The organism is Deltaproteobacteria bacterium (genome assembly GCA_019308925.1).
Lineage (GTDB): Bacteria > Desulfobacterota > B13-G15 > B13-G15 > RBG-16-54-18 > JAFDHG01.
Genome location: JAFDHG010000034.1, coordinates 1 through 23,750 on the forward strand (window position 1 = coordinate 1; position 23,750 = coordinate 23,750).

The 23,750-nt window shown below is 53.1% G+C and carries 25 protein-coding genes; 20 read left to right on the plus strand and 5 right to left on the minus strand.

Annotated features, from left to right (window positions below; translation table 11 throughout):
* Window positions 1-66 precede the first annotated feature (66 nt).
* The 3 genes from scpB to miaA are packed head-to-tail and all read right to left on the minus strand — an operon-like array spanning window position 67 to window position 1,761.
* Entirely contained in the window at window positions 67-606 is a 540-nt protein-coding gene (gene scpB, locus JRI46_06815; protein ID MBW2039292.1) for an SMC-Scp complex subunit ScpB, read from the minus strand.
* Between the two features lies 1 nt (window position 607).
* Entirely contained in the window at window positions 608-817 is a 210-nt protein-coding gene (gene hfq, locus JRI46_06820; GenBank protein MBW2039293.1) for an RNA chaperone Hfq, read from the minus strand.
* Between the two features lie 20 nt (window positions 818-837).
* The gene (miaA, locus tag JRI46_06825) at window positions 838-1,761 is read right to left on the minus strand and encodes a tRNA (adenosine(37)-N6)-dimethylallyltransferase MiaA (GenBank protein ID MBW2039294.1); all 924 of its coding nucleotides are present in this window, start codon (window positions 1,759-1,761) and stop codon (window positions 838-840) included.
* A 147-nt stretch (window positions 1,762-1,908) separates the two neighbouring features.
* On the opposite strand from miaA, the gene hflX reads away from it, so the two are divergent.
* From hflX to JRI46_06855, 6 genes are all read left to right on the plus strand, one after another.
* Window positions 1,909-3,615 carry a GTPase HflX gene (gene hflX, locus JRI46_06830; GenBank protein ID MBW2039295.1) on the plus strand — a complete coding sequence of 569 codons (1,707 nt, stop codon included), beginning with the start codon at window positions 1,909-1,911 and terminating at the stop codon, window positions 3,613-3,615.
* A 94-nt stretch (window positions 3,616-3,709) separates the two neighbouring features.
* The gene (locus JRI46_06835) at window positions 3,710-4,312 is read left to right on the plus strand and encodes an IMP cyclohydrolase (protein ID MBW2039296.1); all 603 of its coding nucleotides are present in this window, start codon (window positions 3,710-3,712) and stop codon (window positions 4,310-4,312) included.
* Window positions 4,309-5,589 (plus strand): phosphoribosylamine--glycine ligase, encoded by a 1,281-nt coding sequence (purD, locus tag JRI46_06840; protein MBW2039297.1) that lies wholly within the window; start codon window positions 4,309-4,311, stop codon window positions 5,587-5,589. Before JRI46_06835 ends, purD begins: the two co-directional genes overlap by 4 nt.
* 4 nt (window positions 5,590-5,593) lie before the next feature.
* A complete protein-coding gene (gene purE, locus JRI46_06845; protein MBW2039298.1) occupies window positions 5,594-6,091 on the plus strand; it encodes a 5-(carboxyamino)imidazole ribonucleotide mutase in 498 nt (165 codons plus the stop codon).
* A 48-nt stretch (window positions 6,092-6,139) separates the two neighbouring features.
* Window positions 6,140-6,763 (plus strand): threonylcarbamoyl-AMP synthase, encoded by a 624-nt coding sequence (locus JRI46_06850; protein ID MBW2039299.1) that lies wholly within the window; start codon window positions 6,140-6,142, stop codon window positions 6,761-6,763.
* Window positions 6,764-7,831: a 3-isopropylmalate dehydrogenase gene (locus JRI46_06855; GenBank protein MBW2039300.1), complete on the plus strand. Its 1,068-nt coding sequence runs from the start codon at window positions 6,764-6,766 to the stop codon at window positions 7,829-7,831.
* Here the strand turns inward: JRI46_06855 and JRI46_06860 are convergent.
* Window positions 7,828-8,553: a hypothetical protein gene (locus tag JRI46_06860; GenBank protein MBW2039301.1), complete on the minus strand. Its 726-nt coding sequence runs from the start codon at window positions 8,551-8,553 to the stop codon at window positions 7,828-7,830. The two genes, JRI46_06855 and JRI46_06860, sit on opposite strands and share 4 nt — an antisense overlap.
* 545 nt (window positions 8,554-9,098) lie before the next feature.
* Between JRI46_06860 and JRI46_06865 the strand changes: the two genes are divergently transcribed.
* Window positions 9,099-9,851 carry an MBL fold metallo-hydrolase gene (locus tag JRI46_06865; protein MBW2039302.1) on the plus strand — a complete coding sequence of 251 codons (753 nt, stop codon included), beginning with the start codon at window positions 9,099-9,101 and terminating at the stop codon, window positions 9,849-9,851.
* Between the two features lies 1 nt (window position 9,852).
* Here the strand turns inward: JRI46_06865 and JRI46_06870 are convergent, their stop codons facing one another.
* Window positions 9,853-11,067 (minus strand): MFS transporter, encoded by a 1,215-nt coding sequence (locus JRI46_06870; protein ID MBW2039303.1) that lies wholly within the window; start codon window positions 11,065-11,067, stop codon window positions 9,853-9,855.
* A 138-nt stretch (window positions 11,068-11,205) separates the two neighbouring features.
* Between JRI46_06870 and tatB the strand changes: the two genes are divergently transcribed.
* From tatB to murG, 13 genes are all read left to right on the plus strand, one after another.
* Window positions 11,206-11,487 (plus strand): twin-arginine translocase subunit TatB, encoded by a 282-nt coding sequence (gene tatB / locus JRI46_06875; GenBank protein ID MBW2039304.1) that lies wholly within the window; start codon window positions 11,206-11,208, stop codon window positions 11,485-11,487.
* Window positions 11,488-11,493: 6 nt separating this feature from the next.
* Complete coding sequence (gene tatC / locus JRI46_06880) at window positions 11,494-12,234, plus strand: twin-arginine translocase subunit TatC (protein MBW2039305.1); 741 nt, start codon at window positions 11,494-11,496, stop codon at window positions 12,232-12,234.
* A gap of 222 nt (window positions 12,235-12,456) precedes the next feature.
* On the plus strand, window positions 12,457-12,903 hold the full coding sequence (gene mraZ / locus JRI46_06885; protein ID MBW2039306.1) for a division/cell wall cluster transcriptional repressor MraZ: 447 nt from the start codon (window positions 12,457-12,459) through the stop codon (window positions 12,901-12,903).
* Window positions 12,900-13,838: a 16S rRNA (cytosine(1402)-N(4))-methyltransferase RsmH gene (gene rsmH / locus JRI46_06890; protein ID MBW2039307.1), complete on the plus strand. Its 939-nt coding sequence runs from the start codon at window positions 12,900-12,902 to the stop codon at window positions 13,836-13,838. The genes mraZ and rsmH overlap by 4 nt, the downstream gene beginning before the upstream one ends.
* 15 nt (window positions 13,839-13,853) lie before the next feature.
* The gene (gene ftsL / locus JRI46_06895) at window positions 13,854-14,207 is read left to right on the plus strand and encodes a cell division protein FtsL (protein ID MBW2039308.1); all 354 of its coding nucleotides are present in this window, start codon (window positions 13,854-13,856) and stop codon (window positions 14,205-14,207) included.
* A complete protein-coding gene (locus tag JRI46_06900; GenBank protein MBW2039309.1) occupies window positions 14,204-15,382 on the plus strand; it encodes a penicillin-binding protein 2 in 1,179 nt (392 codons plus the stop codon). Before ftsL ends, JRI46_06900 begins: the two co-directional genes overlap by 4 nt.
* A gap of 53 nt (window positions 15,383-15,435) precedes the next feature.
* Window positions 15,436-16,095, plus strand: a complete 660-nt coding sequence (locus tag JRI46_06905) for a PASTA domain-containing protein (GenBank protein ID MBW2039310.1) — start codon at window positions 15,436-15,438, stop codon at window positions 16,093-16,095.
* Window positions 16,096-16,105: 10 nt separating this feature from the next.
* Window positions 16,106-17,584 (plus strand): UDP-N-acetylmuramoyl-L-alanyl-D-glutamate--2,6-diaminopimelate ligase, encoded by a 1,479-nt coding sequence (locus JRI46_06910; protein ID MBW2039311.1) that lies wholly within the window; start codon window positions 16,106-16,108, stop codon window positions 17,582-17,584.
* A gap of 100 nt (window positions 17,585-17,684) precedes the next feature.
* The gene (locus tag JRI46_06915) at window positions 17,685-19,064 is read left to right on the plus strand and encodes a UDP-N-acetylmuramoyl-tripeptide--D-alanyl-D-alanine ligase (GenBank protein ID MBW2039312.1); all 1,380 of its coding nucleotides are present in this window, start codon (window positions 17,685-17,687) and stop codon (window positions 19,062-19,064) included.
* Window positions 19,061-20,131 (plus strand): phospho-N-acetylmuramoyl-pentapeptide-transferase, encoded by a 1,071-nt coding sequence (locus JRI46_06920; GenBank protein ID MBW2039313.1) that lies wholly within the window; start codon window positions 19,061-19,063, stop codon window positions 20,129-20,131. Before JRI46_06915 ends, JRI46_06920 begins: the two co-directional genes overlap by 4 nt.
* On the plus strand, window positions 20,128-21,522 hold the full coding sequence (gene murD, locus JRI46_06925) for a UDP-N-acetylmuramoyl-L-alanine--D-glutamate ligase (protein MBW2039314.1): 1,395 nt from the start codon (window positions 20,128-20,130) through the stop codon (window positions 21,520-21,522). The genes JRI46_06920 and murD overlap by 4 nt, the downstream gene beginning before the upstream one ends.
* Window positions 21,513-22,619, plus strand: coding sequence for a putative lipid II flippase FtsW (ftsW, locus tag JRI46_06930; protein ID MBW2039315.1), 1,107 nt, complete (start codon window positions 21,513-21,515; stop codon window positions 22,617-22,619). The genes murD and ftsW overlap by 10 nt, the downstream gene beginning before the upstream one ends.
* Window positions 22,616-23,701 carry an undecaprenyldiphospho-muramoylpentapeptide beta-N-acetylglucosaminyltransferase gene (murG, locus tag JRI46_06935; GenBank protein MBW2039316.1) on the plus strand — a complete coding sequence of 362 codons (1,086 nt, stop codon included), beginning with the start codon at window positions 22,616-22,618 and terminating at the stop codon, window positions 23,699-23,701. The genes ftsW and murG overlap by 4 nt, the downstream gene beginning before the upstream one ends.
* Window positions 23,702-23,750: the final 49 nt, after the last annotated feature.

Consider the following 23,750-nt stretch of genomic DNA (forward strand, 5'->3'; position numbering starts at 1 on the left):
TCCGCCTCGCCTAGAGGCAACTCCTGCCTCGGAGAGGACCTTTTGCAGCCGCACCAGGACCATCCGCTATCCCTCTTCCCCTTTAAGGGATTCCAACTCCTGAAGGGTGGGTAGTCCCTTCAGGTCCCGCAGCCCAAAGACCTCTAGAAATCGTCTGGTGGTTCCATATACCAGGGGTCTGCCTGGGGCATCCTTCCTTCCCAAGATCTTGATAAGTCCCTTCTCCAACAGGGAGTTCAACACCCACCCCGAGTCTACCCCCCTGATCCGCTCGATCTCGGCCCTGACAATGGGTTGGCGGTAGGCGACAATGGCCAAGGTCTCCAAAGCAGCTTGGCTGAGCTTTATCGGTCTTGTTTTCCTCAACCTCTGAATCCAGGGGGCATATTCGGCCTTGGTGCGGAATTGATACCCCTGTCCCGCCTCTACCAAGTGGAAACTCCTCCCCATCTGCCTATACTCGGCCAGGAGTTCCGCAAGGACCTCTTTGATCACCCCCTTTTTCACCTCATTCCCCACTATCTTCCATATATTATCCAGGCTCAGGGGATGGGGATGGATGAACAGGAGGGATTCTACTATCCGTTTGAGCTCCTCCTTCTGCAACCTATTCCTCCCTCTCCATAGGTGATATGACGGCGATGGCGTGTTTGTAAATCAGTTGCTCTCCATTCCCCTTTAGGTGGATGCAGAAATTGTCGAATCCAGAAACAGTTCCATGAAGCTTTTCACCTGAGATCAGCTCCACCGTCAGCCATATCCTGTCTCTGCGCACCCTGTTGAGGAATTGATCTTGGATATTGATGGGTCCCCTCAATATAACACCTCCTCACCCTTTTAATTCTCCCAAAACCCCTTGATCATCCTAAATATGAGGTCTCTATCCCTGGGGTATTCAGCCCAGTAAATCTGGGTATCGGCCGTAAACCAGGTGATCTGCCTCTTGGCATATCTCCTGGTGTCCCTCTTTATGCGCCTAATGGCCTCGGAAAGGTCACAATATTCCAGGAGATGCTCTACCATCTGTTTGTAGCCCAGGGCCTGCATCGTCTTGAGGGAGGGGGAATAGCCCATCTCAAGGAGTCGCCGTACCTCCTCCTTCAACCCCCGCTGGATCATCTCATCGACCCTCCGGTCGATGCACCTGTATAACTCCCCCCGCTCCAGGATCAAACCTATCTTCAGCACTCGATACGGCTCCTCTTGGAAAAGGTGCCTCTGACGAAGGACCGAAATGGGACGACCTACCCTCTCATAGACCTCCAGCGCCCTGATTATGCGGTAGGTATCATGGGGGTGAAGTTTGGAAGCGGTAATCGGGTCCACCTCCCTCAGGCGCTGGTAAAGCCGCTGCCTCCCCTCTTTTTGTACCTCCGATCGCAGCCGCTCCCTGATGGCGTTATCCACCTCCCCCCCCTTGATCAGCCCTGAGGTCAAGGCCTTGATATAGAGGCCTGTACCTCCCCCCACCACTACCCTTCTTCCTCTCTTGTTCAAATCCGCTATCACCCTCTGGGCCTCCTCTCGGAAGAGGGCGGCGCTAAAGGCCTCATCGGGGTAGAGGAGATCGATGAGGTGATGCCTTGTTAACCTCCTTTCTTCGAGAGGAGGTTTGGCAGTGCCGATATCCATATACTTATAGACCTGCATAGAGTCGGCACTGATAATCTCCCCCCCGAAGTGCCCTGCCACCTCCAATGCCAAGGCGCTCTTGCCGCTGGCGGTAGGGCCAGTTATCACCACAATTTTGGGCCTGCCCACAAAAAAAGTTTAAACTACGAACCGATTTTCTTCAAGAAGAAAGTGAAGAGGGATGATTGATTGACCTATTAAACAGCTCTCATTGACAGCAAGGGGGCAATCTGTTAAATTTATATAGACAAGATTTCTATTAACGTGAGGGGACTTATTAGAAAGGTATACGGTAATACCAACGGCCTTAGAGCGAGTCAGATAAAGGCCTTAGAAAGGGTCTACAGACGGAGGGTCCCTCCCCATCTTATCATTACCCCTGAACTTGCTCGTTACCTCACTGAACTTTCCCTGGAGATAAGGCGCCAGATAGGGATTATCATAAACCGCAAAGGGGAGATCGTCTTCACCATTGTCGGGGATGATAAAGAGATCCTCATCCCCGACCTCAGCAGGTACCGGGGGGGGAGAGGCCGGCTCCGGGGATTGATGTGTATCCACACACACCTGAAGGGAGAGGACCTCTCCCAGGATGACCTCACCGACCTGGCCCTCTTAAGGCTTGACCTCATGGCCGCCCTGGAAGTAAATCCTCAGGGGCTTCCCGGAAAGGTCTTTTTGGGATACCTGCTGCCCGGGAACGAACAGGAGGGAGTGTGGCGGGTGGAAGAGTATAGAGGCCTCGCTGACCTCAACCTCAACTTGCTCGACTTTATCCACTCCCTGGAGGATGAGCTCCAAAAGGGTTTTGGGGTCCTTCAGGTGGACGGCAAGGAGAGGGCCATTCTGGTAAGCGTTGTTCCGCATGGGAGGCCTTACCCCATTGAAGACTCCCTGGAGGAGTTAAAAGAGCTGACCCTTTCCACCGACCTCGAGGTCATCGATGTGGTGGTGCAACGCCCCAAGAAGATCCACCCCAAATATCTCATGGGGGAGGGTAAGCTCAAGGATCTGATCATAAAAGGGCTTCAATCGGGTGCGGACATCATCGTCTTTAACCACAATCTCTCTCCTGCCCAAGTAAACGCTATCGCCGAGGTGACCGACCTCAAAGTCATCGATCGCACCCAGCTCATTCTCGATATCTTCGCCAAAAGGGCCCATAGCAGAGATGGAAAGGTGAGGGTTGAACTGGCCCAACTGAAGTACCTCCTTCCCAGGTTGACAGGGAAGGGGACCGCCATGTCCAGATTGATGGGTGGAATAGGGGGAAGGGGGCCAGGAGAGACCAAGTTGGAGATCGATCGACGGCGTATCAAGGACAGGATCCATCACCTGGAAAAGCAACTAGAGCATCTGGGCAAAGGGAGGTGGCAAAGACGCACCAAGAGGCTAAAACAAGGTCTCCCCATTGTCTCCATTGTGGGTTATACCAATGCCGGCAAGTCCACCCTCTTGAACGCCTTGACCAACAGCGAGGTAGAGGTGCAAGATAAGCTCTTCGCCACCCTGGATACCTCCAGTCGTCGCCTCAGATTTCCCAAAGAGAGGGAGGTGATCATCACCGACACAGTAGGCTTTATCCGAAATCTCCCTCTTGACCTCCTGGGGGCCTTCCACTCCACGTTGGATGAGCTGCACGATGCGGATCTCCTTCTGCATGTGATAGATATGGGTAATCCCAGGTTTGAGGACCAAATGGTCTCTGTAGAAGAACTGTTAAAGGAATTGGACCTCTGGCACATCCCCCTTTTACGGGTCTTCAACAAAGAGGACACGGTGGGATCTGAATTTGCCGAGAAGGTCTGCCAGCGCTTTGGGGGGGTATCTATATGTGCCCTGGATAGAGAAACCTTCTTCGCCTTGCTCCAGAAGATCGAGGATATCCTCTGGGGGAAAAAAGAGGGGGTGAAAGGAGTGTTCAATGGAGGAAATGATAAGGGAGACCATCGAGAACTTGCGGGCCCACTTCTTTTGCGTTGATTACGCTCCCAACAGGGAGGAAGCAAAGGATCTGGTTTTGGGCCTCATACCCCTTTCTCAACATCCATCTTGAATTATATAAAGGAGGTCATCTATGGGGAAGATAAGTCGTGCCTTGGTGAGTGTCTCGGACAAAAGGGGGGTGGTGGAGTTTGCTCAAGGGCTGGTTGATCTAGGGGTGGAGATCCTCTCCACTGGCGGCACAGCCAAAAGCCTCAGGGAAAAGGGGATCCCGGTGATAGAGGTATCTGATTATACAGGTTTCCCTGAAATGTTGGAGGGGAGGGTAAAAAGCCTTCACCCCAAGATCCATGGGGGGATCTTGGGGAATCGGAGCAAGGAGGAGCACCTCTCCCAGATGATGGCACAGGGGATCAAGCCTATAGATATGGTGGTGGTAAACCTTTATCCCTTTGAGTCCACTGTGGCCAAGGAGGGCTGTACCCTTGAAGAGGCCATTGAGAACATCGACATCGGCGGCCCCACCCTGATCAGGGCGGCAGCCAAGAACTCCCGAGATGTAACAGTGGTGGTCGATCCCGATGACTACCCCAAGTTGGCCCAAGAGCTGAAGGAGCATGGAGGGTCCATCTCCTTAAAGACCAACTTCGCGCTGGCGAAAAAGGCCTTCCGGCACACCCACCACTATGACGGGGTCATCGCCAGGTATCTGGACACGGTGAAGGTGGAAGGATGAAGGTCTTGGTGATTGGAGGTGGAGGACGGGAACACGCCTTGGTCTGGAAGATCTCTCAAAGCCCCCAGGTGACGGAGGTCTATTGCGCTCCGGGCAATGGGGGGATCTCCCAAATAGCCCACTGCCTCGACATAGAGGCCACCGACCTAGAGGGGTTGGCCCGCTTCTGCAAGGACCATAAGATAGAGCTAACAGTGGTGGGGCCAGAACTCCCCTTGACCATGGGGATTGTGGACCTCTTCCAAAGGGAGGGGCTCAAGATCTTCGGGGCAAACAAGGCTGCTGCTCAGATCGAGGGGAGCAAGGCCTTCGCCAAGGACTTGATGAAGCAATACGGTATCCCCACTGCTGAATACCGGGTCTTCAAGGACAGGGATGAGGCGGCGGCCTATATCAGAAAAAAGGGGCCGCCCATTGTTGTAAAGGCCGATGGCCTGGCCGCTGGGAAAGGAGTTATGGTTGCAGAGACGGTCCAAGAGGCCTTGGAGGCCTTGGATCGCACTATGGTTAAGAAGGTATTCGGCGAGGCAGGCAAGAGGGTGTTGATAGAGGAGAGATTAGTGGGGGAGGAGGCCTCTTTTATCGCCTTCAGCGATGGTGAAAGGGTTCTGCCCATGGCCTCCTCCCAAGATCACAAGCCCATCTATAACAATGATAGAGGACCCAATACAGGGGGGATGGGGGCCTATTCACCTGCCCCTATGGTTACCCCGGAGGTCCACCAACGGATCATGCAGGAGATCATGATCCCGACCATCAAGGCCTTGGCTGCAGAAGGTTACCCCTATCAGGGGGTCCTCTATGCCGGCCTGATGATACAAGATGGGGCACCCAAGGTCTTGGAGTTCAACTGTCGCTTTGGGGACCCTGAGACCCAGCCCATCCTTATGAGGATGAAGGGAGATCTGATCCCTATCTTGGAGGCCTGTATCGGGGGAGACCTCGCCGGCCTGGAGATCTTATGGGATTCACAGGCCGCCATCTGTGTGGTGATGGCCTCCCAAGGTTATCCCGGCGCCTATGAAAAAGGAAACATAATCCAAGGACTGGAGGAGGCCGAGAGGATCAAGGGAGTGTGCATCTTTCACGCTGGCACCACCTTTGAGGACGGGAAATATCTGACCGCCGGAGGAAGGGTGCTGGGGGTGACGGGCCTGGGGAAGGGGATAAAAGAGGCCATAGAGATCACCTATGGGGCCGTCTCCAAGATACGTTGGGAAGGGGTCCATTACCGGAGGGATATAGGGAGAAAGGCCCTCTCCTGGCTGGAGGAATAGAGGCATGAAAAATCCATTGGTAGGCATCGTTATGGGGAGTTCCTCTGATCTCTCCATAATGGAGGAGGCCGCAGGGATCTTAAGGCGTTTCGAGGTCCCCTATGAGATGACCGTAGCCTCAGCCCACCGCTCACCTGAAAGGACGAGGGAGTACGCCCTATCTGCCCAACGGCGTGGCCTACAGATCATCATCGCCGGCGCAGGTGGGGCCGCCCATCTGGCCGGGTTTATCGCTGCCGAGACCGTGATACCGGTCATCGGCGTTCCTATCGACTCTACACCTCTGAAAGGGGTGGATGCCCTCCTGGCCACTGTCCAGATGCCTGCCGGTGTACCAGTGGCCACCATGGCCGTGGGAAGCTCTGGGGCCAGAAACGCAGGGATCTTGGCGGTGCAGATCTTATCCCTCCACCGGCCGGAGCTGAGAGAGAAGCTCCTGGAATACAAGGAGGAGATGGCCCTCCAGGTGCAGGAGATGGAGAGAGAACTGAATACGGAATGACCTTTTTAGAAACTTGGGGATCAGAGTTCCCCAGAGAGATGTAGAAAGATGGCCAAGGTCCTGATGATAGATCATCTAAGACCGTCTTCCAAACTCATTGAAGAGGTAGCGGAGGTAATAAAGAAGGGAGGGGTGGTGACCTATCCCACCGAGACCCTCTACGGTCTTGGGGCCAACCCATTTTACCCCGAGGCAATAAAGAGGTTATATGAAATAAAGGGAAGGGATGAGGCCAAACCCGTTCCCTTCTTGATCAAGGATCTGCAGATGCTAGCGGCCCTGGTCGAAGAAGTCCCACCCCTGGGAAAAACCTTGATAAAGAAATATTGGCCTGGTCCCCTAACCCTCATCTTCCGGGTCAAAGAGGGGCTTCCCTTCCCTGTCCAGTGGGAGGAAGGGAAGATAGGTCTGAGGATCTCCTCCCACCCTATCGCCAGGATGATCTTGGAGACCTTGGAAACCCCTCTCACCTCCACCAGTGCCAACCTTGCAGGGACTGAAGATCTCACCGATATCCAAACGCTCTATCAATTCTTCGGAGATAAAGTAGACCTGATAATCGATGGGGGGAAAGTACCGGGGATAGGTTCAACAGTAGTCGATCTGACACTGACTCCCCCGAAGATAGTCCGGGAGGGCATGCTCAAAGGACCCTTGTTAGAGGAGGAATAGATGGAGAGATCATATAAGATCGCCGTGATCCCAGGTGATGGAACGGGACCAGAGGTAGTGGGGGAGGGGGTAAAGGTCCTCAAGGCTGTCTCTGGGGTGGAAGGGTTCAAGGTGGAACTCATCTATTACGATTTCGGGGCAGAGCGCTACCTCAAAACAGGGGAGATGCTGCCGGATTCTGCCCTGGAGGAACTGTGTCAAATGGACGCCATCTACCTCGGTGCCATTGGCTACCCCGCGGTCAAGCCGGGTATCCTGGAAAAGGGGATCCTTTTGCGGATTAGGTTTGAGCTCGATCTATATATAAATCTGAGGCCGGTCAAGCTCTACCCTGGGGTTCAGACCCCTGTTAGGGACAAGGGACCGGAGGATATAGACTTTGTGATCATTAGGGAGAACACCGAGGGGCTTTACGCCGGTGCAGGGGGATTTTTGAAGAGAGGGACCCCTGACGAGGTGGCCATTCAGGAATCCATCAACACCCGCAAAGGGGTGGAACGCTGCCTCAGATACGCCTTTGAGTTTTGCCGCCAGCGCGCAAAGGGCAAAAGGCTCACCCTCTGCGGCAAGACAAACGTCCTTACCTATGCCTTCGACCTGTGGGAGAGGGTCTTTCAAGGGTTGTCCCGAGAATATCCTGATGTAAAGACCGACTATGCCCATGTAGACGCCATCTGTATGTGGATGGTAAAAAACCCCGATTGGTTCGACGTCATCGTCACCGACAATATGTTCGGAGACATCATCACCGACCTGGGGGCCATGATCCAGGGGGGAATGGGCATCGCGGCAGGAGCAAACATCAACCCTCAGGGAGTCTCCATGTTCGAACCCATCGGGGGATCCGCCCCTAAGTATGCGGGGAAAAACATCATCAATCCCCTTGCAGCTATATGCGCCTGCCAGATGATGGTTGATCACTTGGGCGAGGCAGGGGCTGCCAGACGGATAGAGGAGGCGGTAATCCAGGTATTAAAGGGACACCTAAAAGGCCTCTCGGCCGGTGAAATGGGATATAGTACCGCCGAGGTGGGGGACCTGGTAGCTGAGTATGCCGCGAAGATTTAAGGTAGAGAAATACCCAATTCTTTGATCTTTTTGCGCAGGGTGTTTCGGTTTATGCCCAAAAAGCGGGCAGCGGTTACCTGAATATAGTCCGCCTTCTTCAGGGCGGTAATAATAAGAGTTCGCTCTACCAGGGAGATGATATCTTCCATAAGGCTCCCCTGGCTCTCGGTTTGCAAGTCCATGCGTTCGACTGCCACCCCCAATTTGCGCCTCAGGATCTCATCCAGAGATGTCTCCTCACCCCAGCGCATCCTCACCAAGGCAGGGGAGATAAAGGAGGCGACGGTGCTCAATAATTTTAACCCCTCCTCCCCTTCTGAACGGTGGGGGTGATCTATCCCCAAGATACCCAGAGAGATATCCCCCCACCCCAGGGGTGCGCACATAAAAATGAGCTCAGAACGCTGAATATCCTCATTCACCCCCTGCAAGAGGGGTTCTTTCAATACGTCCGAAATCACCATGGGGCAACCAAGACGGATGACCTCACCACTTTTTCCCTCATCCACCTTGCACCGGTTTCCCTTCAGCCCCTGTAGGCATGGCCCATAGACCTCTTCGACGATCACCTCCTCTTTTGTCCTATCAAAGAGACCAAGCAGCCCATTTTTGGTCTCTAGAATATCTTCCAAAAAGGCCATGGCGCTATGGAAGATGGAGTTTGCATCCTTAGCCGAGGTCAGGGCCTGGTTAAACTCATATAAAAGGGAGAGACGAAGCATAGAAAGATTTTCTCTCCGGTTTTGGGAGGATGGCATAACAAGTATCCTTTTTAAGGGAAACAAACGAGGACATCTTATCTCCCTCCTCCCCATTTTTCAAGGGGAAATTTAACAGGACTGTAATGCCTCAGTTATCAGGGGAGGAGGACCTTTCCTGCTCACCCTCGGTGGGTGCCCCACCGCTCCCAGCAACTTCGCTCGGGGACAAGAGGCCCTTTGAAACCCATCCCACCAAGACTGAGGTATTACACAGGACTTTCCTTATTGACCACCTTGAAGTAAGCAACCTCCATATGTTAGGGTTAATAAATAAGGACCTTCTCCAATTTAGGGGGTGGTGTTGAAAGGGCTCAAGGGGTCAAAATGAAGGGTTCTAGGATTCTAGGGCTTGCGGCGAGCTCAGCCGAGCCGAGCGGTTCTAGTGTATTTTACTCGACCACCGGACCCCTTGGCCGCTGGAATCCTATGAGATGAATCCTTGGGCTTTTTTGGCAACTTTTTTTTGAGAAGAATAATCAATAGAGGGTAATAGAGGGTGACCATAGATGGAATTAATTATCCTGGGCTCAGGAACAGGGGTGCCCTCCCTTAAAAGGGGCTCGCCAGCCGCCCTGATAAAGGCGGGCGGTAAATCCTTACTTCTGGACAGTGGTTCAGGGGCCATGAACAAGATGTTAAAGGCAGGGGTGACCTATAAGGATTTGGATATCATCCTCTACAGCCACATCCATCCAGATCATGTAGCTGATTTGGTTCCCTTGATCTTCGCCTGCAAGTACAAGGAGGACCCCAGAGAGAAAGACCTCTTCATTATCGGTGGTAGAGGATTCCAGGACTACTTCGAGGGATTGAGATGGGTCTATGGAGGCTGGGTAGAACCCGAGACCTTCCGCATCCATATTAAAGAGGTCCTCGCCGATGATATGGACCTTGGGGACATTCGGATCACCACACTTCCCTTGGAGCATACGCCTGAAAGTGTTGGGTATCGGATAGAATCTCCCCAGGGGATGACCTTGACCTATTCAGGTGACACCGATTACTGTCGCAACATCGTGGAGCTGGCCAGGGGGGCGGATCTCCTCCTTTTAGAGGCCTCCTTCCCGGAGGGGATGAAGGTAAAAGGACATCTCACCCCTTCGCTGGCGGGCCGCATTGCCCATGAGGCAGGTTGTAAGAGGCTGATCCTCACCCACTTTTATCCTCTCTGTGACCAGTCCGATATAAAAGGGGACTGTCAGAGGATATATCAAGGGGAGGTTATCCTGGCCTATGATATGATGAGGATAGAGGTCTAAGCTATCGCTGGGGGAGCCTTCTCAGGATCAGGAGGCCCAAGCCAAAAAAGAGGGTCAAGGAGAGGATGGCGATACGGTACTTCCAACTACCTAGGGGCTCACAAAGTTTCACTAATACCCCCCATTGGATGGGGCCGATGATGGCGGCGAGCTTCCCGGAGAGGGAGTATAGGCCGAAGAATTCACCATACATCCCGGGGGGAGAGAGGCTGATGAGGAGAGGGCGGTCGCACGTCCACACGCCGGCGAGGGCAAAACCTATTACGGGCCCGATGACCCAAAAGGTATACTTTGTCGCCGCCAAGGCACCCATAGTGGTGGTCAAGAGGAAGATCAAAAGGACCAGGGAAAGGGTCCTCTTATGGCCCCAGCGGTCTGTCACCATGCCCCAAGCAATGCCTCCCAAAATGGCGAAGACGGTGGAGACGATAAAGAAATCTTGCACCTCACCTTTCCCACTGAACCCCACTATTTTCACCAGGTATATGGACATAAAGATGACGACGGTGTTGATTCCATCCAGGTAAAAAAACCTGGCGAGGAGAAACCTGAGGATCTGGGGATGGTCCTTGACCTTGATCAATGCCTTCCAGATCCCTTTCTCCTTCCACAACCTTCTTCCCCCGTCCTCCTTTACCCAAAGGAAGATGGGGAGGGAAAAGAAGAAAAAGAGGAGGGCCGTGGGGAGAAAGGAAGCCACATTTCCACCCTCTGCGAGAAAGGGGACCTCCCAGCCCCAAAGTCTCCCGGAGACAAAGGGGGTGACCATGACCACCCCTAAGATGGCCCCCAGATAACCGAGTCCTACCCCCAGCCCCGATACTCTCCCCACTGTCCCCTCTCCGGTTACCGCAGGCAAAAGGGCGTTGTAAAAGACCAGCCCCCCTTGATATGCATAGTTTGCCAAGGCAAAGCAGACAAGGGCTAAGGGAAGGGTAGCCAAAGAACCCAGCCCCCCTGTGGCGGATGTACAGGCCAAGGTGAACAGAAACAGAAGGGGCTTCCTCTTGCCCCACTTGTCGGACATGATCCCCAAAAGGGGCATGGTCAAGGCCACCGTCAGCATGGAGGCGGAGATGGCCAGGCTGTAATGGATATCTTCGCCTCCCAACTCCTGGGTCACCCAGAGGGGGAAATAGATGGAGACAACATTGGCTGAAAAGATGGTGTTGGCAAAATCATAGAGGCCCCATGAGACGATCTCTATGCGTTTCACATCATTCCCCAAGTTTAACCTATAACAAAATCCCCGCTTCCCCTCAACGCCTTTTTTACAGCCGTTAACCTTGTGGAAAGAGAAATTATATGTTAATATCATTAAGCCTTTTCTCAAACCTGCTGCAAGGATTAAGGGATGTTTGGTATAGGTATGACAGAGCTATTGATCATCTTGGGCCTTGCCCTGATATTGATCGGCCCGAAAAAACTCCCCGACCTAGCCAGATCCTTGGGCAAGACCATGGGGGAACTCCGCAAGGCCACTGATGATTTAAAGGAGACCATCTCGGAGGAGATCGAACCGATCAAGAAAGAGATCCCAGATAAAGAAGAGTTGGAGGAGGCCCTTAAAGAAAGGTTCTTAGCCGAGGAGGAAGAAGATAAAGATGACGAAGCCAAGAAAGGTCCTCAGACTTAGGAACTGATGGAGGAGAAGAAACAGACCTTCATAGAACACCTGGAAGAGCTCCGCAAGAGATTGATCATCTCCTTGATCGCCGTGGGGATAGGCTTTGGCATCTGTTACATCTTTTCCAAAGAGATCTTCCAGCTATTGATGATCCCCCTCAAAAAGACCCTCCCTACCGGGGCCAGCATGATCTACACCAGCCTCCCCGAGGCCTTCTTCACCTATCTGAAGGTCTCACTCTTGGCAGGGATCTTCCTGGCCTCTCCACTAATCCTCTATCAGATCTGGATCTTTGTCGCGCCGGCCCTCTATAGCCATGAAAAGAGATACGTGATACCTTTTGTCACCCTCTCAACCTTTCTCTTCATCGGCGGGGCCGGCTTCGGCTATTTCGTCGTCTTTCCTATCGGTTTCAAATTCTTCCTCGGCTTTGCGACGGACCTCATAAAACCGGCGCCAAAGCTCAAGGAATACCTGTCCTTTTGTTCCATGCTCTTGTTCGCCTTCGGCCTGATCTTTGAGCTACCCCTCTTCATCCTCTTCCTCGCCAAGCTCGGTATAGTCGATGCCCGGATGCTGGCCCGCAACAGGAGATATGTAATTCTGGTCATCTTCGCTGTTGCGGCCATCTTGACCCCCCCAGACGTAGTCACGCAGTTAATGATGGCCGGCCCCCTTTTGATCCTCTATGAGGTTAGCATCTGGGTGGCGAAGATCTTCGGCAAGAAGAAAGAGGTAGAAGAAGCATCCGATTAATTCCCTTTGAACTATTCTTTAATACCTTATATACAACGGGTATCTATTCATTTTCCTTTAACATAGCGGAGTTAACGAGTTTTTCACAAAGTTTTCCACAGTTTTTGAACATACCCTGTTGATTTTCTCCTCTCTTTTTAAAAAAAGTTGAAAAAATTGCTTGACAAAGGTGTCTTTTCAGATATAATTTGTGTGGGATGAAGTGGGATAAAGTGGAGCAAAATGTTCAGAGGTAGATTTGAACACATCATAGACGACAAGGGAAGGGCAAGCGTCCCTGCCAAGCTCAGGGAGGTCTTGAAGCGGGAATACGGCAGTGACCAGCTGATCATCACCATCTTTGACAGTTGCTTGGTGGCCTACCCCATTGAGGAATGGCAGGTCTTCGAAGAGAAGATGAAAGACCTATCCCTCCTCAAAAAAGAGGTGAAGTTTTTTCTTCGCTATTTTTATTCTGGGGCCATAGAGTGTGCCATCGATGACCATGGGAGGATCCTTATCCCCTCCCAATTTCGCGACCATGCTCACTTAAAAAAGGAGATCGTCTTTGTGGGTGTGATGAGGGGTTTCGAGATATGGGACAAGGGTGTCTGGGAGGAAGAAGTTGAAAGATATAAAGAGACCTTTGATGAAATAAGCGAGAGTATGGCCGAGTGGATGGGGCTTTGAGGGAATATCTCCATACCCCCGTCTTGACAAAGGAGGTGATCAAATACCTAAAATGCTCAGGGGGAGGGACATTCGTCGATGCCACTGTAGGAGAAGGGGGACACGCCCTGGATATCTTGCGGGCCTCGCAGCAGAGTAGGGTTATCGGGATCGATTGGGATGAAGAGATCCTTGAGAAGGCGAGAAAGCGGTTAGTGGAGTATTCCGAAAGGGTGACCTTGATCCACGATGACTTTGTTCATCTCCCGCACATCCTGCGAGGGATGGGGATAAAGACGGTCGACGGCCTCCTCTTCGACCTAGGGGTATCCACCTTTCACTTTAAAGAAGAGAGGCGGGGCTTCAGTTTTCAAAAAGATGGCCTCCTGGACATGAGGATGGACAAAAGGAGGAAGTTGACGGCCTATAACATAGTCAACCATTTCTCCCTGGAGGAGATAGAGGAGATCTTGAAAAGATATGGCGAAGAGAGATGGGCCAAGAGGATAGCCAAGGCCATAGGAGAAAAGAGGCGCCAGAGCAGCATCCAGACCACCACGGAATTAGCGGAGATTGCCTCTCAAGCCATTCCGAAACAGTATCGTCCCCGCAGGGTACACCCAGCGACCAAGACCTTTTTGGCCCTAAGGATAGCAGTAAACGAGGAGCTAAAGAAGATAGAGGAGGTCCTCAAAGAAGCCCCCCTCCTGCTAAAAAGAGGGGGGAGGATCTGTGTGATATCCTTTCATTCTTTGGAAGACAGGATAGTCAAGGAAGGCCTCAAAAGGATGGAAAGCACCTGCATCTGCCCCCCTACCTTCCCGCAGTGCGTCTGCGGGGGGAGAGAGAAGGTCTTGCAGATAATCACCAAAAAACCTCTCACTCCCCCTCCAGAGGAGATGGGGAGTAATCCCCAGGCGCGAAGCGCAAAGCTAAGGGTGGCAGAGAGGGTATAAAAAAAGGGGTGTACTATGGGCAACTCCACTGTTTCTGTTCACCCCATCGATGAAACCAAAGTTTTACAGAAACAGAGGGTTTCCTCAAGGGTAAGGGTGAAGACCCAAGGACCTTCTATCATGCTGTCAGGTCTCTTTCTCCTCCTCATCTTGAGCATCATCTTTTATGTCTGGACGAGGGTCCAGGTGGTACAGTTCGGATATGAAATCTCCTCGGCATTAAATGAGAAAGAGGCGGCCATCATCGCCCACAATGAATTAAAGTTGGAGATCGCCACCCTGCGCTCAGCACAACAGGTGGAAAGGGAGGCCAGAGAAAAACTGGGGATGGATCTCCCCCGCAAAGATCAGCTTATAATAATAAGATGAAAGATCGGGCCAAATATTATTTTAAGATTCGGTTGTTCCTGGTTTTTATAGTCTTTATCCTCTGCTTTGGCCTGATAGCCGTGCGCGCCTATCAGCTGCAGGTCTTAGAGAGGAACAAATCCCTCAAGTTGGCCCATCACCAATATTATTGTAGAAGAATCAGTTTGGCCCCCCACCGGGGGACCATCTATGACGCTAGGGGGAGGGAGTTGGCGGTGAGCATTATGGTCAACTCCCTCTATGCACAACCCGCAAAGATAAGGGATAAGGATAAGGTTGCTGCCAAATTTGCACCTATCCTTGCCATCGATGCCCGCAAAATCCGCAGGCTATTGTCGAGCCCCAAATCGTTCGTCTGGTTGCAGAGAAAGATAACCCCTACCCAACAGGAGAAGATCGAGGCCTTAGGGTTCAAAGGGGTGGGTTTCATCCCCGAAAGTAGGAGGTTCTACCCCAACTCCGAGCTGGGGGCCCACATAATCGGTTTTGCAGGGATGGATTCCCAAGGGTTAGAAGGGCTGGAAAGGGTGTATGATAGGTACCTGAAGACCTTGGATAAATATGTGGTATTGGACAGGGATGCCCTGGGAAGATGGATATACATCCCGGCGCTGGAGAAAGGACTGAAATCTCCTTATGATATCCATCTTACCCTCGACCTGCGCGTTCAATATGTGGTGGAAAAGGAATTGAGGCAAGGGGTCATGGACTTGAAGGCCCGTGGGGGGATGGTGGTGGTTATGGAACCCTTTACTGGGAAGATTCTGGCTATGGCGGTCCAGCCTTCCTTTAACCCCAACCTATTTGGAGAGTATAGCCCAGATAGGTGGCGGAATTGCATCGTCACCGACCCATTTGAACCTGGTTCCCTCCTCAAGGTCTTTCTCCTGGCCGCCGCTTTAAAGGAAGAAATAGTAAAGGAGGACGATATATTCTTTTGTGAAAATGGAGTCTATAAAATAGGGGGAAGTACCATCCACGATATGAAACGCCATGGATGGTTGACGTTGCGGAACATAATAAAGGTCTCCAGCAACATAGGTGCCAGTAAGGTGGGAGAACGCTTGGGGGCCAAGAAGTTCTACCACTATTTGGGTGCCTTTGGATTCAATGAAAAGACGGGGATCGCAATATCTCCTTTGGACAGGGGGTATCGGTTACGGCCCTCCAACTGACCACTGCCCTCAGCTGCATTGCCAATGGTGGAAATTTGCTGAGGCCTTATCTCGTGGAGAGGATAACCGACAAGAGGGGAAGGGTGGTGGTAGAATTCTTCCCCGAGGTGAGGAGGAGGGTCCTTTCAGAGGGTACATGTCACTGGGTCACCTCCGTCTTAAAGGGTGTGACGAGGAGAGGAGGGACGGGGGCCTTGGCCCATCTGCCAGGTTATGAGGTGGCGGGCAAGACCGGTACCTCCCAAAAGGCCGATCGCGTCAAAGGTGGATATTCAGAAGACAAGATCATCGCCTCCTTTATGGGGTTCATACCTGCTGATGATCCTAGGGCGGCCATCCTGGTGGTCTTGGACGAACCAACCAAATCCTCTTACGGGGGGGTGGTGGCAGCACCCATCTTTAAGAGGATTGCCGAAGAACTCATGCGCTATATGGGTGTCCCCCCCAAAGAAGGGGGTTTGGACAAGGGGGTAAATTTGGTGAAGGTCAACCTCCCTAAAGAACTGAAGGACAAAAAAGAGAAGAAGTTTCCCCATCACCTGATGCCCAATCTACGCGGCCTCTGTATGAGAAAGGCCTTGGCAAGATTGGAAAGGGAAAAGGTGAGGATCAGATTGGTGGGAAGCGGAATATTGATGGGCCAAAGGCCGAATCCAGGGGCCCCCTTGAAAGAAGGGGAGGAGGTCTTTCTGAGATTCGCCCCCACCAAATGAGGGGAAAATCATGCAGTTGGCCAAGCTGATCCGTTCATTGGACGTGATAGAGTCGAGAGGCAAAACAGAGCTGGATATTATGGATATCTCTTACCACAGCAATCGGGTAAAAGAAGGGGATCTCTTTGTAGCTATTAGGGGTACAAAGAGTGACGGACATCATTTCGTAGAGGAGGTTGCTAAAAGGGGGGCAAGGGCCATCATCGTGGAGAGAATTCCCCCACACCCTATCGACGTCCCCTTAGTATTAGTAGCGGATACCAGAAAGGCCCTGGCCCTGATCTCGGCGGAATTTTTCTCCCACCCCTCTCAGGAGATAAAACTGGTGGGGATAACGGGAACCAACGGAAAGACCACCACCTCCTATCTGGTAGAGTCGATCCTCAAAAGGGCGAGGAAGAGGACGGGGTCTATTGGAACCATAAGCTACAGGTTTGGAGGGAAAGAGCTCCCTGCTCCTACCACTACCCCCCAGTCCTATGACCTGCAACGATTGTTGCGTGAAATGATTACGGGCGGAACAGAGTATGTGGTGATAGAGGTCTCCTCCCATGCCCTGGATCAGGAGAGGGTGAGGGGGTGCCATTTTGATATTGGGGTCTTCACCAACCTCAGCCCAGAGCACCTGGACTATCATGAGGACATGAATAGATATTTCGCCGCCAAAAAACGCTTCTTTCAAGAGATCTTGGTTGAGGCGGAGAAGGACCCCTGGGCCATCATCAATCTGGATGACCCTTTGCTGAGAGAGCTTAAGAGGGAACTCCGCCCCCTAGGGGTGATGACCTATGGCCTTGACCAAGGGGAGGTAAGAGTGTCACGCAAAGAGGTCTCGCTGAAGGGGATAAAGGCCGCCCTTTCTACCCCTGCGGGACCATTGGAGATAAAGACTTCCCTCATTGGTGAATACAACCTATCCAACATCATGGCGGCAACCGCGGTGGGGATCTGCCTGGGGATTCCCCCGGAGACCATACAGGGGGGGATAGAGGGGTTCTCCCGGGTACCAGGGAGGATGGAGAGGGTCGGAGACGGGAGACCGTGGGTACTCGTCGACTATGCCCATACCCCTGACGCCTTAGAGAAGACCATAAAGGGGATGAAAAGACTTGTAAGGAGGAGGTTGCTAGTCGTCTTTGGTTGCGGTGGGGACAGGGATAGGAGCAAGAGGCCCCTTATGGGGAGAATTGCTGTGGAATGTGCGGATCTGGCCATCATCACCTCCGACAACCCACGCACCGAAGATCCCCTCAAGATCATCGAGGAGATAGAGAAAGGGGCCAGGAGAGCCTCTGCCCATCGCTATCTAGTCATCCCTGACAGAAGGGAGGCCATCAACAAGGCCATCTCCCTGGCCGGCCCTCAGGATTTGGTGCTCATCACTGGCAAGGGGCACGAAAATTACCAAATTATGGGGGAGGAGAAATTACCCTTTGACGATCGCGAGGAGGCGCAAAGGGCCTTGAAGAAAAAAGGTAGGAGGGCATAGGGAAGGGGTCAGGTCTTGCTTTTTGCTCCTCTTAAAAAGTGTTAGCGAGGTTTAACATAAAGATAGCAAAAAGCAAGACCTGACCCCTTTGGAGGACGACATGCTCTCAGTGAAGGCGATCTTGGAGGCCAGCAAAGGAGTCCTGGTACAGGGGGGCCTACACACCTCCTTTGCCGGTGTCTGTACCGACTCCAGATCCATCAAACCGGGGGAACTCTTCTTCGCACTGAAAGGGGAGAAATTCGACGGGCATCAATTTATTTCTGAGGCAGTAAAGAGGGGGGGAAGGGGGGTGGTGGTGGAGAGGCAGATCCAAGGGATCCTGGAAGAGACCATCCCTGTGATAAAGGTGCCGGATACCCTCCAGGCACTGGGGGATTTGGCCGACTTTTGGCGGAGAAGACACCCAATTCCCCTCGTGGCCATTACAGGGAGCAATGGCAAGACCACCACGAAAGAGATGTTGGCCTGGATCCTGGGGAAAAGCTACAAGGTATTAAAGAATCCAGGAAATTTTAACAACCTCATTGGGCTCCCCCTCTCCTTGTTGAAAATGAACTCCCAGGACCAAGTGGCGGTCCTGGAGATGGGGATGAACCGTAAAGGGGAGATACGAAGGCTGGCCCAAATAGCAAAACCTGATTTGGGGATATTGACCAACATCAGCCCTGTCCATTTGGAGGGATTGGGGTCTCTAAGAGGGGTGATGGAGGCCAAAGGAGAGCTCCTAGAGGTCATGGGACAAAGGGGGAGACTCATACTCAATGCCGATGATCCCAGGGTGATGGAGTTAAGCAAGGGGTTCAGGGGAGACAAGACATCCTTTGGGATAAAGAACCCCGCTGACTGGGTGGCGACCGATATAAGCAGGAGGGGAGACGGAGGGGTCTTTTTCCAGTTAAACGGACCCATGGGGAAGACCTCCATCTCCTTAAGGCTCATGGGAAGGCACCAGGTATACAATGCACTGGCAGCATCTGCAACTGTCTCTCACCTGGGGGTGGAACTGGAGAAGACCAAAAGGGGATTAGAGACGTTCCAACCCCCGCCCATGAGGATGGAACTGATCATTATGGGGCAGGGCATAAAGATCATCAACGACGTTTATAACGCCAACCCCAAATCAATGGAGTACGCCCTGTGCACCCTAGAGGAAGTAAAGGGGGGGAGAAAGATCGCTGTCCTTGGGGACATGTGGGAGTTGGGAGAATACGCACAGCAGGCACATAGGGAGACCGGCAGCTGGGTGAAAGGAAAGGGGGTAGAACTCCTCTTTCTCCTGGGGGAGTTCGCCCCTTATGTGGCCCAAGGGGCGACGGAGGCGGGGATGGACCCCAAAGCCATCTTTATAGGTAAAGACCACCAAGACCTGAGTCATCATCTCGCCCGGTCCTTGAGGGACGGGGATTGGGTGTTAATCAAGGGTTCGCGAATAATGAAGATGGAAAGAGTCATTGAAGGCCTGAGGGAAAAATTATGATCTATCACCTCCTTTACCCCCTTTATACCACGCATATCATCTTCAATGTCCTGAAGTACATCTCCTTCCGGACTATCTCGGCCACCATCACCTCCCTCCTTATCAGCCTCGTCCTGGGGCCATGGCTCATCAAGAAGCTCAGGGAACTCCATGTCGGGCAGAGGGTGAGGGAAGATGTCCCCTCCAGGCACCAGGAGAAGGAGGGGACCCCGACCATGGGAGGGGGCCTGATCATCATTGCCGTTATCGGATCCACCTTGTTGTGGAGTAACCTGAAAAACCCCTATGTATGGCTGATCCTGTTCACCACCGCCACCTTTGGCCTGCTCGGGTTCATGGACGACTATAAAAAGGTAAAGGGTGGGAAAGGGGTCTCCGGCCGATGGAAGATGGCCTTTCAAGCCGCCATCGCCTTGGTGTGTGGGGGCATCATGTTTACCTTTCCAGACTTTGTCCCCCAATTGACCTTTCCCTTCTTTAAAAATCTCCGTCCCGATTTGGGTGTTCTTTATCTCCTCCTCATCATCCTTGTCCTTGTGGGAACCTCCAATGCCGTAAACCTCACCGACGGACTGGATGGATTGGCGATGGGACCAGTAATGATCACGGCAGGCACCTTTGCGCTGTTCACCTATCTGGCAGGACACCATGAGTTCGCTCACTACCTCCAGATCCCCTTTGTCCGCGGGTGCGGGGAACTGAGTATATTCTGTGGGGCCATTGTGGGGGCGGGATTGGGGTTCTTATGGTTCAATGCCTATCCCGCTCAGGTCTTTATGGGGGACATAGGGTCCCTTTCCCTGGGGGGGGCCTTGGGGATGGTGGCCGTCATCTCCAAGCAGGAGATCTTATTGGCCATCGTGGGAGGGATATTCGTCATCGAGGCCCTCTCGGTGATCATCCAGGTAGGGGTCTTCAAACTCAAAAGGAAACGGGTCTTCATGATGGCCCCCCTCCACCATCACTTCGAATTAAAGGGGTGGGCCGAACCAAAGATCATCGTGCGCTTCTGGATAGTTGCCATCATCCTGGGGCTTATGGCCATAAGCACCTTAAAGTTGAGATGAAGGCCAAGACGAAGATAGAGGACCTTAAAAAAGGGCTCAGGGGAAAGAGGGTAGTGGTGGCGGGGATGGCCAGGACAGGTATGGCGGCAGCGGAGTTTGTCTCCAAGATAGGGGCAGAGGTCATCGTGACCGAGATGAAGACCGAGGACGAATTGGGGGCCTCCCCCTATAGACTTCGCTCCTTGGGGGTGGAGGTGGAGTTGGCAGGACACTCCCCGCAGACCTTTCTCAGAGGAGATTTGATCATCCTCAGCCCTGGGGTGGATCCATCCATTCCCCCTTTGGAGGGGGCGAGGTTAAAGGGGATCCCCATCGTGAGTGAGATTGAGCTCGCCTCTTGGTATCTGCGCCCACCGCTGATAGCGGTCACAGGGACCAATGGGAAAAGTACCACCACCTCCCTCATTGGCCATATCCTCTCCCACTGGGGGAAAAAGGTATTTGTAGGGGGTAATATCGGGACACCCTTGTCGGAGTATCTCCTGCAAAGGGGGGAGGCGGACTACATCGTCGCTGAGATCAGCAGCTTCCAACTGGAGGCGATATGTTCATTCAGGCCATGGATTGCCCTCCTGCTCAACCTGGGCGAAGACCATCTTGACCGCCACCCCACCTTCTCCTCTTATGCAGAGGCCAAAAGGAAGATCTTCCTCAATCAAGGGCCAGGAGACTGGGCGGTGGTCAACAATGATGATGCAGCCGTGAGAATCCTTATGCCTCAGATAAGTGCTCAATTGCTCCCCTTTGGCATAAGGGGGGCAGGGGGAAAGGGGGTATGGTTGGAGGCCGAGGGGGTCCTCATCTATAAAGGGGAAAGGGACGAGGAAAGGTTCTCCCTGGAACGCTTGAAGATCATGGGGATGCACAATGTCGAGAACATCATGGCTGCCATTGGGGCGGTCAAGATATGCGGTGTACCACGGGAGGCAATACAGGAATCCCTGGAGTCCTTCGCAGGCCTCGAACATCGCCTTGAGCTGGTGGGGGAATGGAGGGGGGTGAGTTTCTACAACGACTCAAAGGCCACCAATGTAACTTCCACCCTTAGGGCCCTGATGAGCTTTGAGCGACCGATCATACTGCTGGCAGGTGGGAGGGATAAAGGGGGGGACTACTCCCCATTGAGGGGGGCCATAAAAGAGAGGGTGAAGGCCTTGATACTTATGGGTGAGGCGAAGGAGCGGATGGAGAAGGCCTTAGGGGGCTTGGTTCCCACCTATCTGGCGAAAGAGATGGAGGAAGGGGTGGGGTTGGCCTGTGAGATGACCCGCGAGGGAGATGTGGTCCTGCTCTCACCAGCATGCTCCAGTTTTGACATGTTCCAGGACTATAGGGAGAGAGGTAGGACCTTTAAGGAGATCGTCCTTGGCTTAGCAAGGAAATGGGGATGAAAAAGAGATATGACCATACCCTCATCTTTATTGTCCTGACATTGTTGGCTATTGGATGGATAATGGTCTATAGCTCCAGCGCCGTAGTGGCGGAGATCACCTATCACGATGGTTTCAACTTCTTGAAAAGGCAGGTCCTCTTCTCGCTGCTCGGCCTGCTAGCCATGCTGACGGCCATGCAGATCGATTATCGGAAACTAAGTGTGTGGACCTATCCCATCCTTGCCCTTAACATCCTCCTTTTGGTCCTGGTCTTGATCCCCGAATTCGGTTTAGGCCTCAAGGTGGGCTTAGCGAGAAGGTGGCTGAGGACCCCCTGGTTTACCTTTCAACCATCTGAGCTGGGGAAGCTGGCCTTGGTAATCTTTGTTGCCTATTCACTGGCCAAAAAGGAGGACAAGATCAAAAAGTTCTTCCTGGGATTTCTCCCCGTCATCGTCATCTCCGGGATAATGATCCTCTTGGTGGTCATGGAACCAGACATGGGCACGGCCATCTTCATGGGGATATTGACCATGGTCCTACTCTTCATAGGGGGGACGAAGCTTTCTTACCTTTTAACAGCCCCCTTGTTCGCCGCCCCGGGGCTGTACTTCTTTATTACCCACTTCCAGTACAGCCATCGCAGGATCATGGCCTTCCTTCACCCCTGGGAGGACGTGCAAGGTATGGGATTCCAGATCATTCAGTCCTTTGTGGCCTTAGGTTCGGGAGGGTTGTGGGGGGTGGGGCTCGGGGATGGAAGGCAGAAGCTTTTCTTTCTCCCCGCTGCCCATACCGATTTCATCTTCGCCATCTTGGGGGAGGAAGTGGGCTTTTTCGGGATAATGGGCATCATCATCCTCTTTGCCCTCCTGATCTGGCGAGGTGTAAAGATCGCCCTCAGGGCAGGGGATACCTTTGGCGCCCATCTGGCCATGGGGATCACCTCCATGATCGCCCTGCAGGTGATTATCAATATGGGAGTGGTGCTGGGGCTTTTGCCCACCAAAGGTCTCACCCTCCCCTTTATCAGCTATGGGGGGACCTCCTTGGTGGTGAACCTCTTGGGAATAGGGATATTGTTGAACATCTCGGCCAAAGGGGGGAGGGAATGAAGGCGAAGGTGGTCATCACCGGAGGGGGCACAGGAGGGCACCTTTTCCCTGGCATAGCCCTGGCTGAGGAGTTTGTCCGTAAGAAGGAGGGGTGGGAGGTTGTCTTCATCGGGACAGAGAGAGGATTAGAGAGGAAGATCCTGCCCAAATGGGGGTTTGAACTCAGGACTGTTCCCTCTGCCCCCTTGAAGGGGAGGGGTTGGTGGGGGAAGACCGCTGGGCTTGCCACCCTTTTGTGGGGGATATTGTGGTCCATAGGGCTTTTGCGCAGGATCTCACCCCAATTGGTCATCGGTCTGGGGGGATACTCATCTGGACCTGTGCTGCTCGCCGCCTACCTGCTTGGGATAAAGAGGGTGATCCAGGAACAAAATGTCCACCCTGGGTTTACTAACCGGGTGGCCTCAAAGTTCTCCCAGCGGGTATTTCTCTCCTGGGCGGAGGGGGCAAGGTTCTTTCCCCCTGAGAAGGTGAGGGTGACGGGGAATCCCCTGCGCAGAGGGGTCCTAAAGGGGAGGGGGGAGAAAAGAGAGGGAAAGGGCTTCACCCTCCTCATCCTTGGGGGCAGCCAAGGGGCCAGCACCGTCAACAGGGCAATGATAGATAGCTTGAAATTTTTGGAGAAAATCAAAGGGTATCTGAGCATCATCCATCAAACCGGAGAAGGGGACCAGCTATGGGTGAAAAAGGAATATGAGGGGAGGGGATTTAATGCCTCTGTCCGCCCCTTTATCGAGGAGATGGCCGCTTGTTATCGGAAGGCCCACCTGGTGGTCTGTAGGGCCGGGGCCACCACCTTGGCCGAGCTATGTGTGTGGGGGAGGGCCTCCCTCTTGATACCCTACCCCTATGCCACTGACGATCATCAGCGCAAAAACGCCCAGGCCTTAGTGAAGGAGGGTGCAGGGAGGATGATCTTGGAAGATGATCTTGCAGGGGAGAGGCTGGCCCTGGAGATCCTCTCCCTTTATCATAGCCGAAGGGAATTGGAGGAGATGGAGAGGCGGGCTGCTGCCTTGGGGCGACCTGAAGCTGCGGCCCTGATCGTGGATGAGTGCTACTGGTTGCTGGGCCTGAACTAAGGGGAAACAGTGTACAGGAGGAAGATCCACCAGGTGCACCTCGTGGGGA

Coding starts and splice junctions, on each gene's coding strand:
- JRI46_06900 (MBW2039309.1), top strand. CDS start 14,204: ATGAAAGATCGGGCCAAATATTATTTTAAGATTCGGTTGTTCCTGGTT.
- tatC (MBW2039305.1), top strand. CDS start 11,494: ATGGAGGAGAAGAAACAGACCTTCATAGAACACCTGGAAGAGCTCCGC.
- JRI46_06835 (MBW2039296.1), top strand. CDS start 3,710: ATGGGGAAGATAAGTCGTGCCTTGGTGAGTGTCTCGGACAAAAGGGGG.
- JRI46_06855 (MBW2039300.1), top strand. CDS start 6,764: ATGGAGAGATCATATAAGATCGCCGTGATCCCAGGTGATGGAACGGGA.
- JRI46_06860 (MBW2039301.1), bottom strand. CDS start 8,553: ATGCTTCGTCTCTCCCTTTTATATGAGTTTAACCAGGCCCTGACCTCG.
- murD (MBW2039314.1), top strand. CDS start 20,128: ATGAAGGCCAAGACGAAGATAGAGGACCTTAAAAAAGGGCTCAGGGGA.
- ftsL (MBW2039308.1), top strand. CDS start 13,854: ATGGGCAACTCCACTGTTTCTGTTCACCCCATCGATGAAACCAAAGTT.
- tatB (MBW2039304.1), top strand. CDS start 11,206: ATGTTTGGTATAGGTATGACAGAGCTATTGATCATCTTGGGCCTTGCC.
- JRI46_06865 (MBW2039302.1), top strand. CDS start 9,099: ATGGAATTAATTATCCTGGGCTCAGGAACAGGGGTGCCCTCCCTTAAA.
- ftsW (MBW2039315.1), top strand. CDS start 21,513: ATGGGGATGAAAAAGAGATATGACCATACCCTCATCTTTATTGTCCTG.
- JRI46_06920 (MBW2039313.1), top strand. CDS start 19,061: ATGATCTATCACCTCCTTTACCCCCTTTATACCACGCATATCATCTTC.
- JRI46_06915 (MBW2039312.1), top strand. CDS start 17,685: ATGCTCTCAGTGAAGGCGATCTTGGAGGCCAGCAAAGGAGTCCTGGTA.
- murG (MBW2039316.1), top strand. CDS start 22,616: ATGAAGGCGAAGGTGGTCATCACCGGAGGGGGCACAGGAGGGCACCTT.
- mraZ (MBW2039306.1), top strand. CDS start 12,457: ATGTTCAGAGGTAGATTTGAACACATCATAGACGACAAGGGAAGGGCA.
- purE (MBW2039298.1), top strand. CDS start 5,594: ATGAAAAATCCATTGGTAGGCATCGTTATGGGGAGTTCCTCTGATCTC.
- purD (MBW2039297.1), top strand. CDS start 4,309: ATGAAGGTCTTGGTGATTGGAGGTGGAGGACGGGAACACGCCTTGGTC.
- JRI46_06910 (MBW2039311.1), top strand. CDS start 16,106: ATGCAGTTGGCCAAGCTGATCCGTTCATTGGACGTGATAGAGTCGAGA.
- JRI46_06850 (MBW2039299.1), top strand. CDS start 6,140: ATGGCCAAGGTCCTGATGATAGATCATCTAAGACCGTCTTCCAAACTC.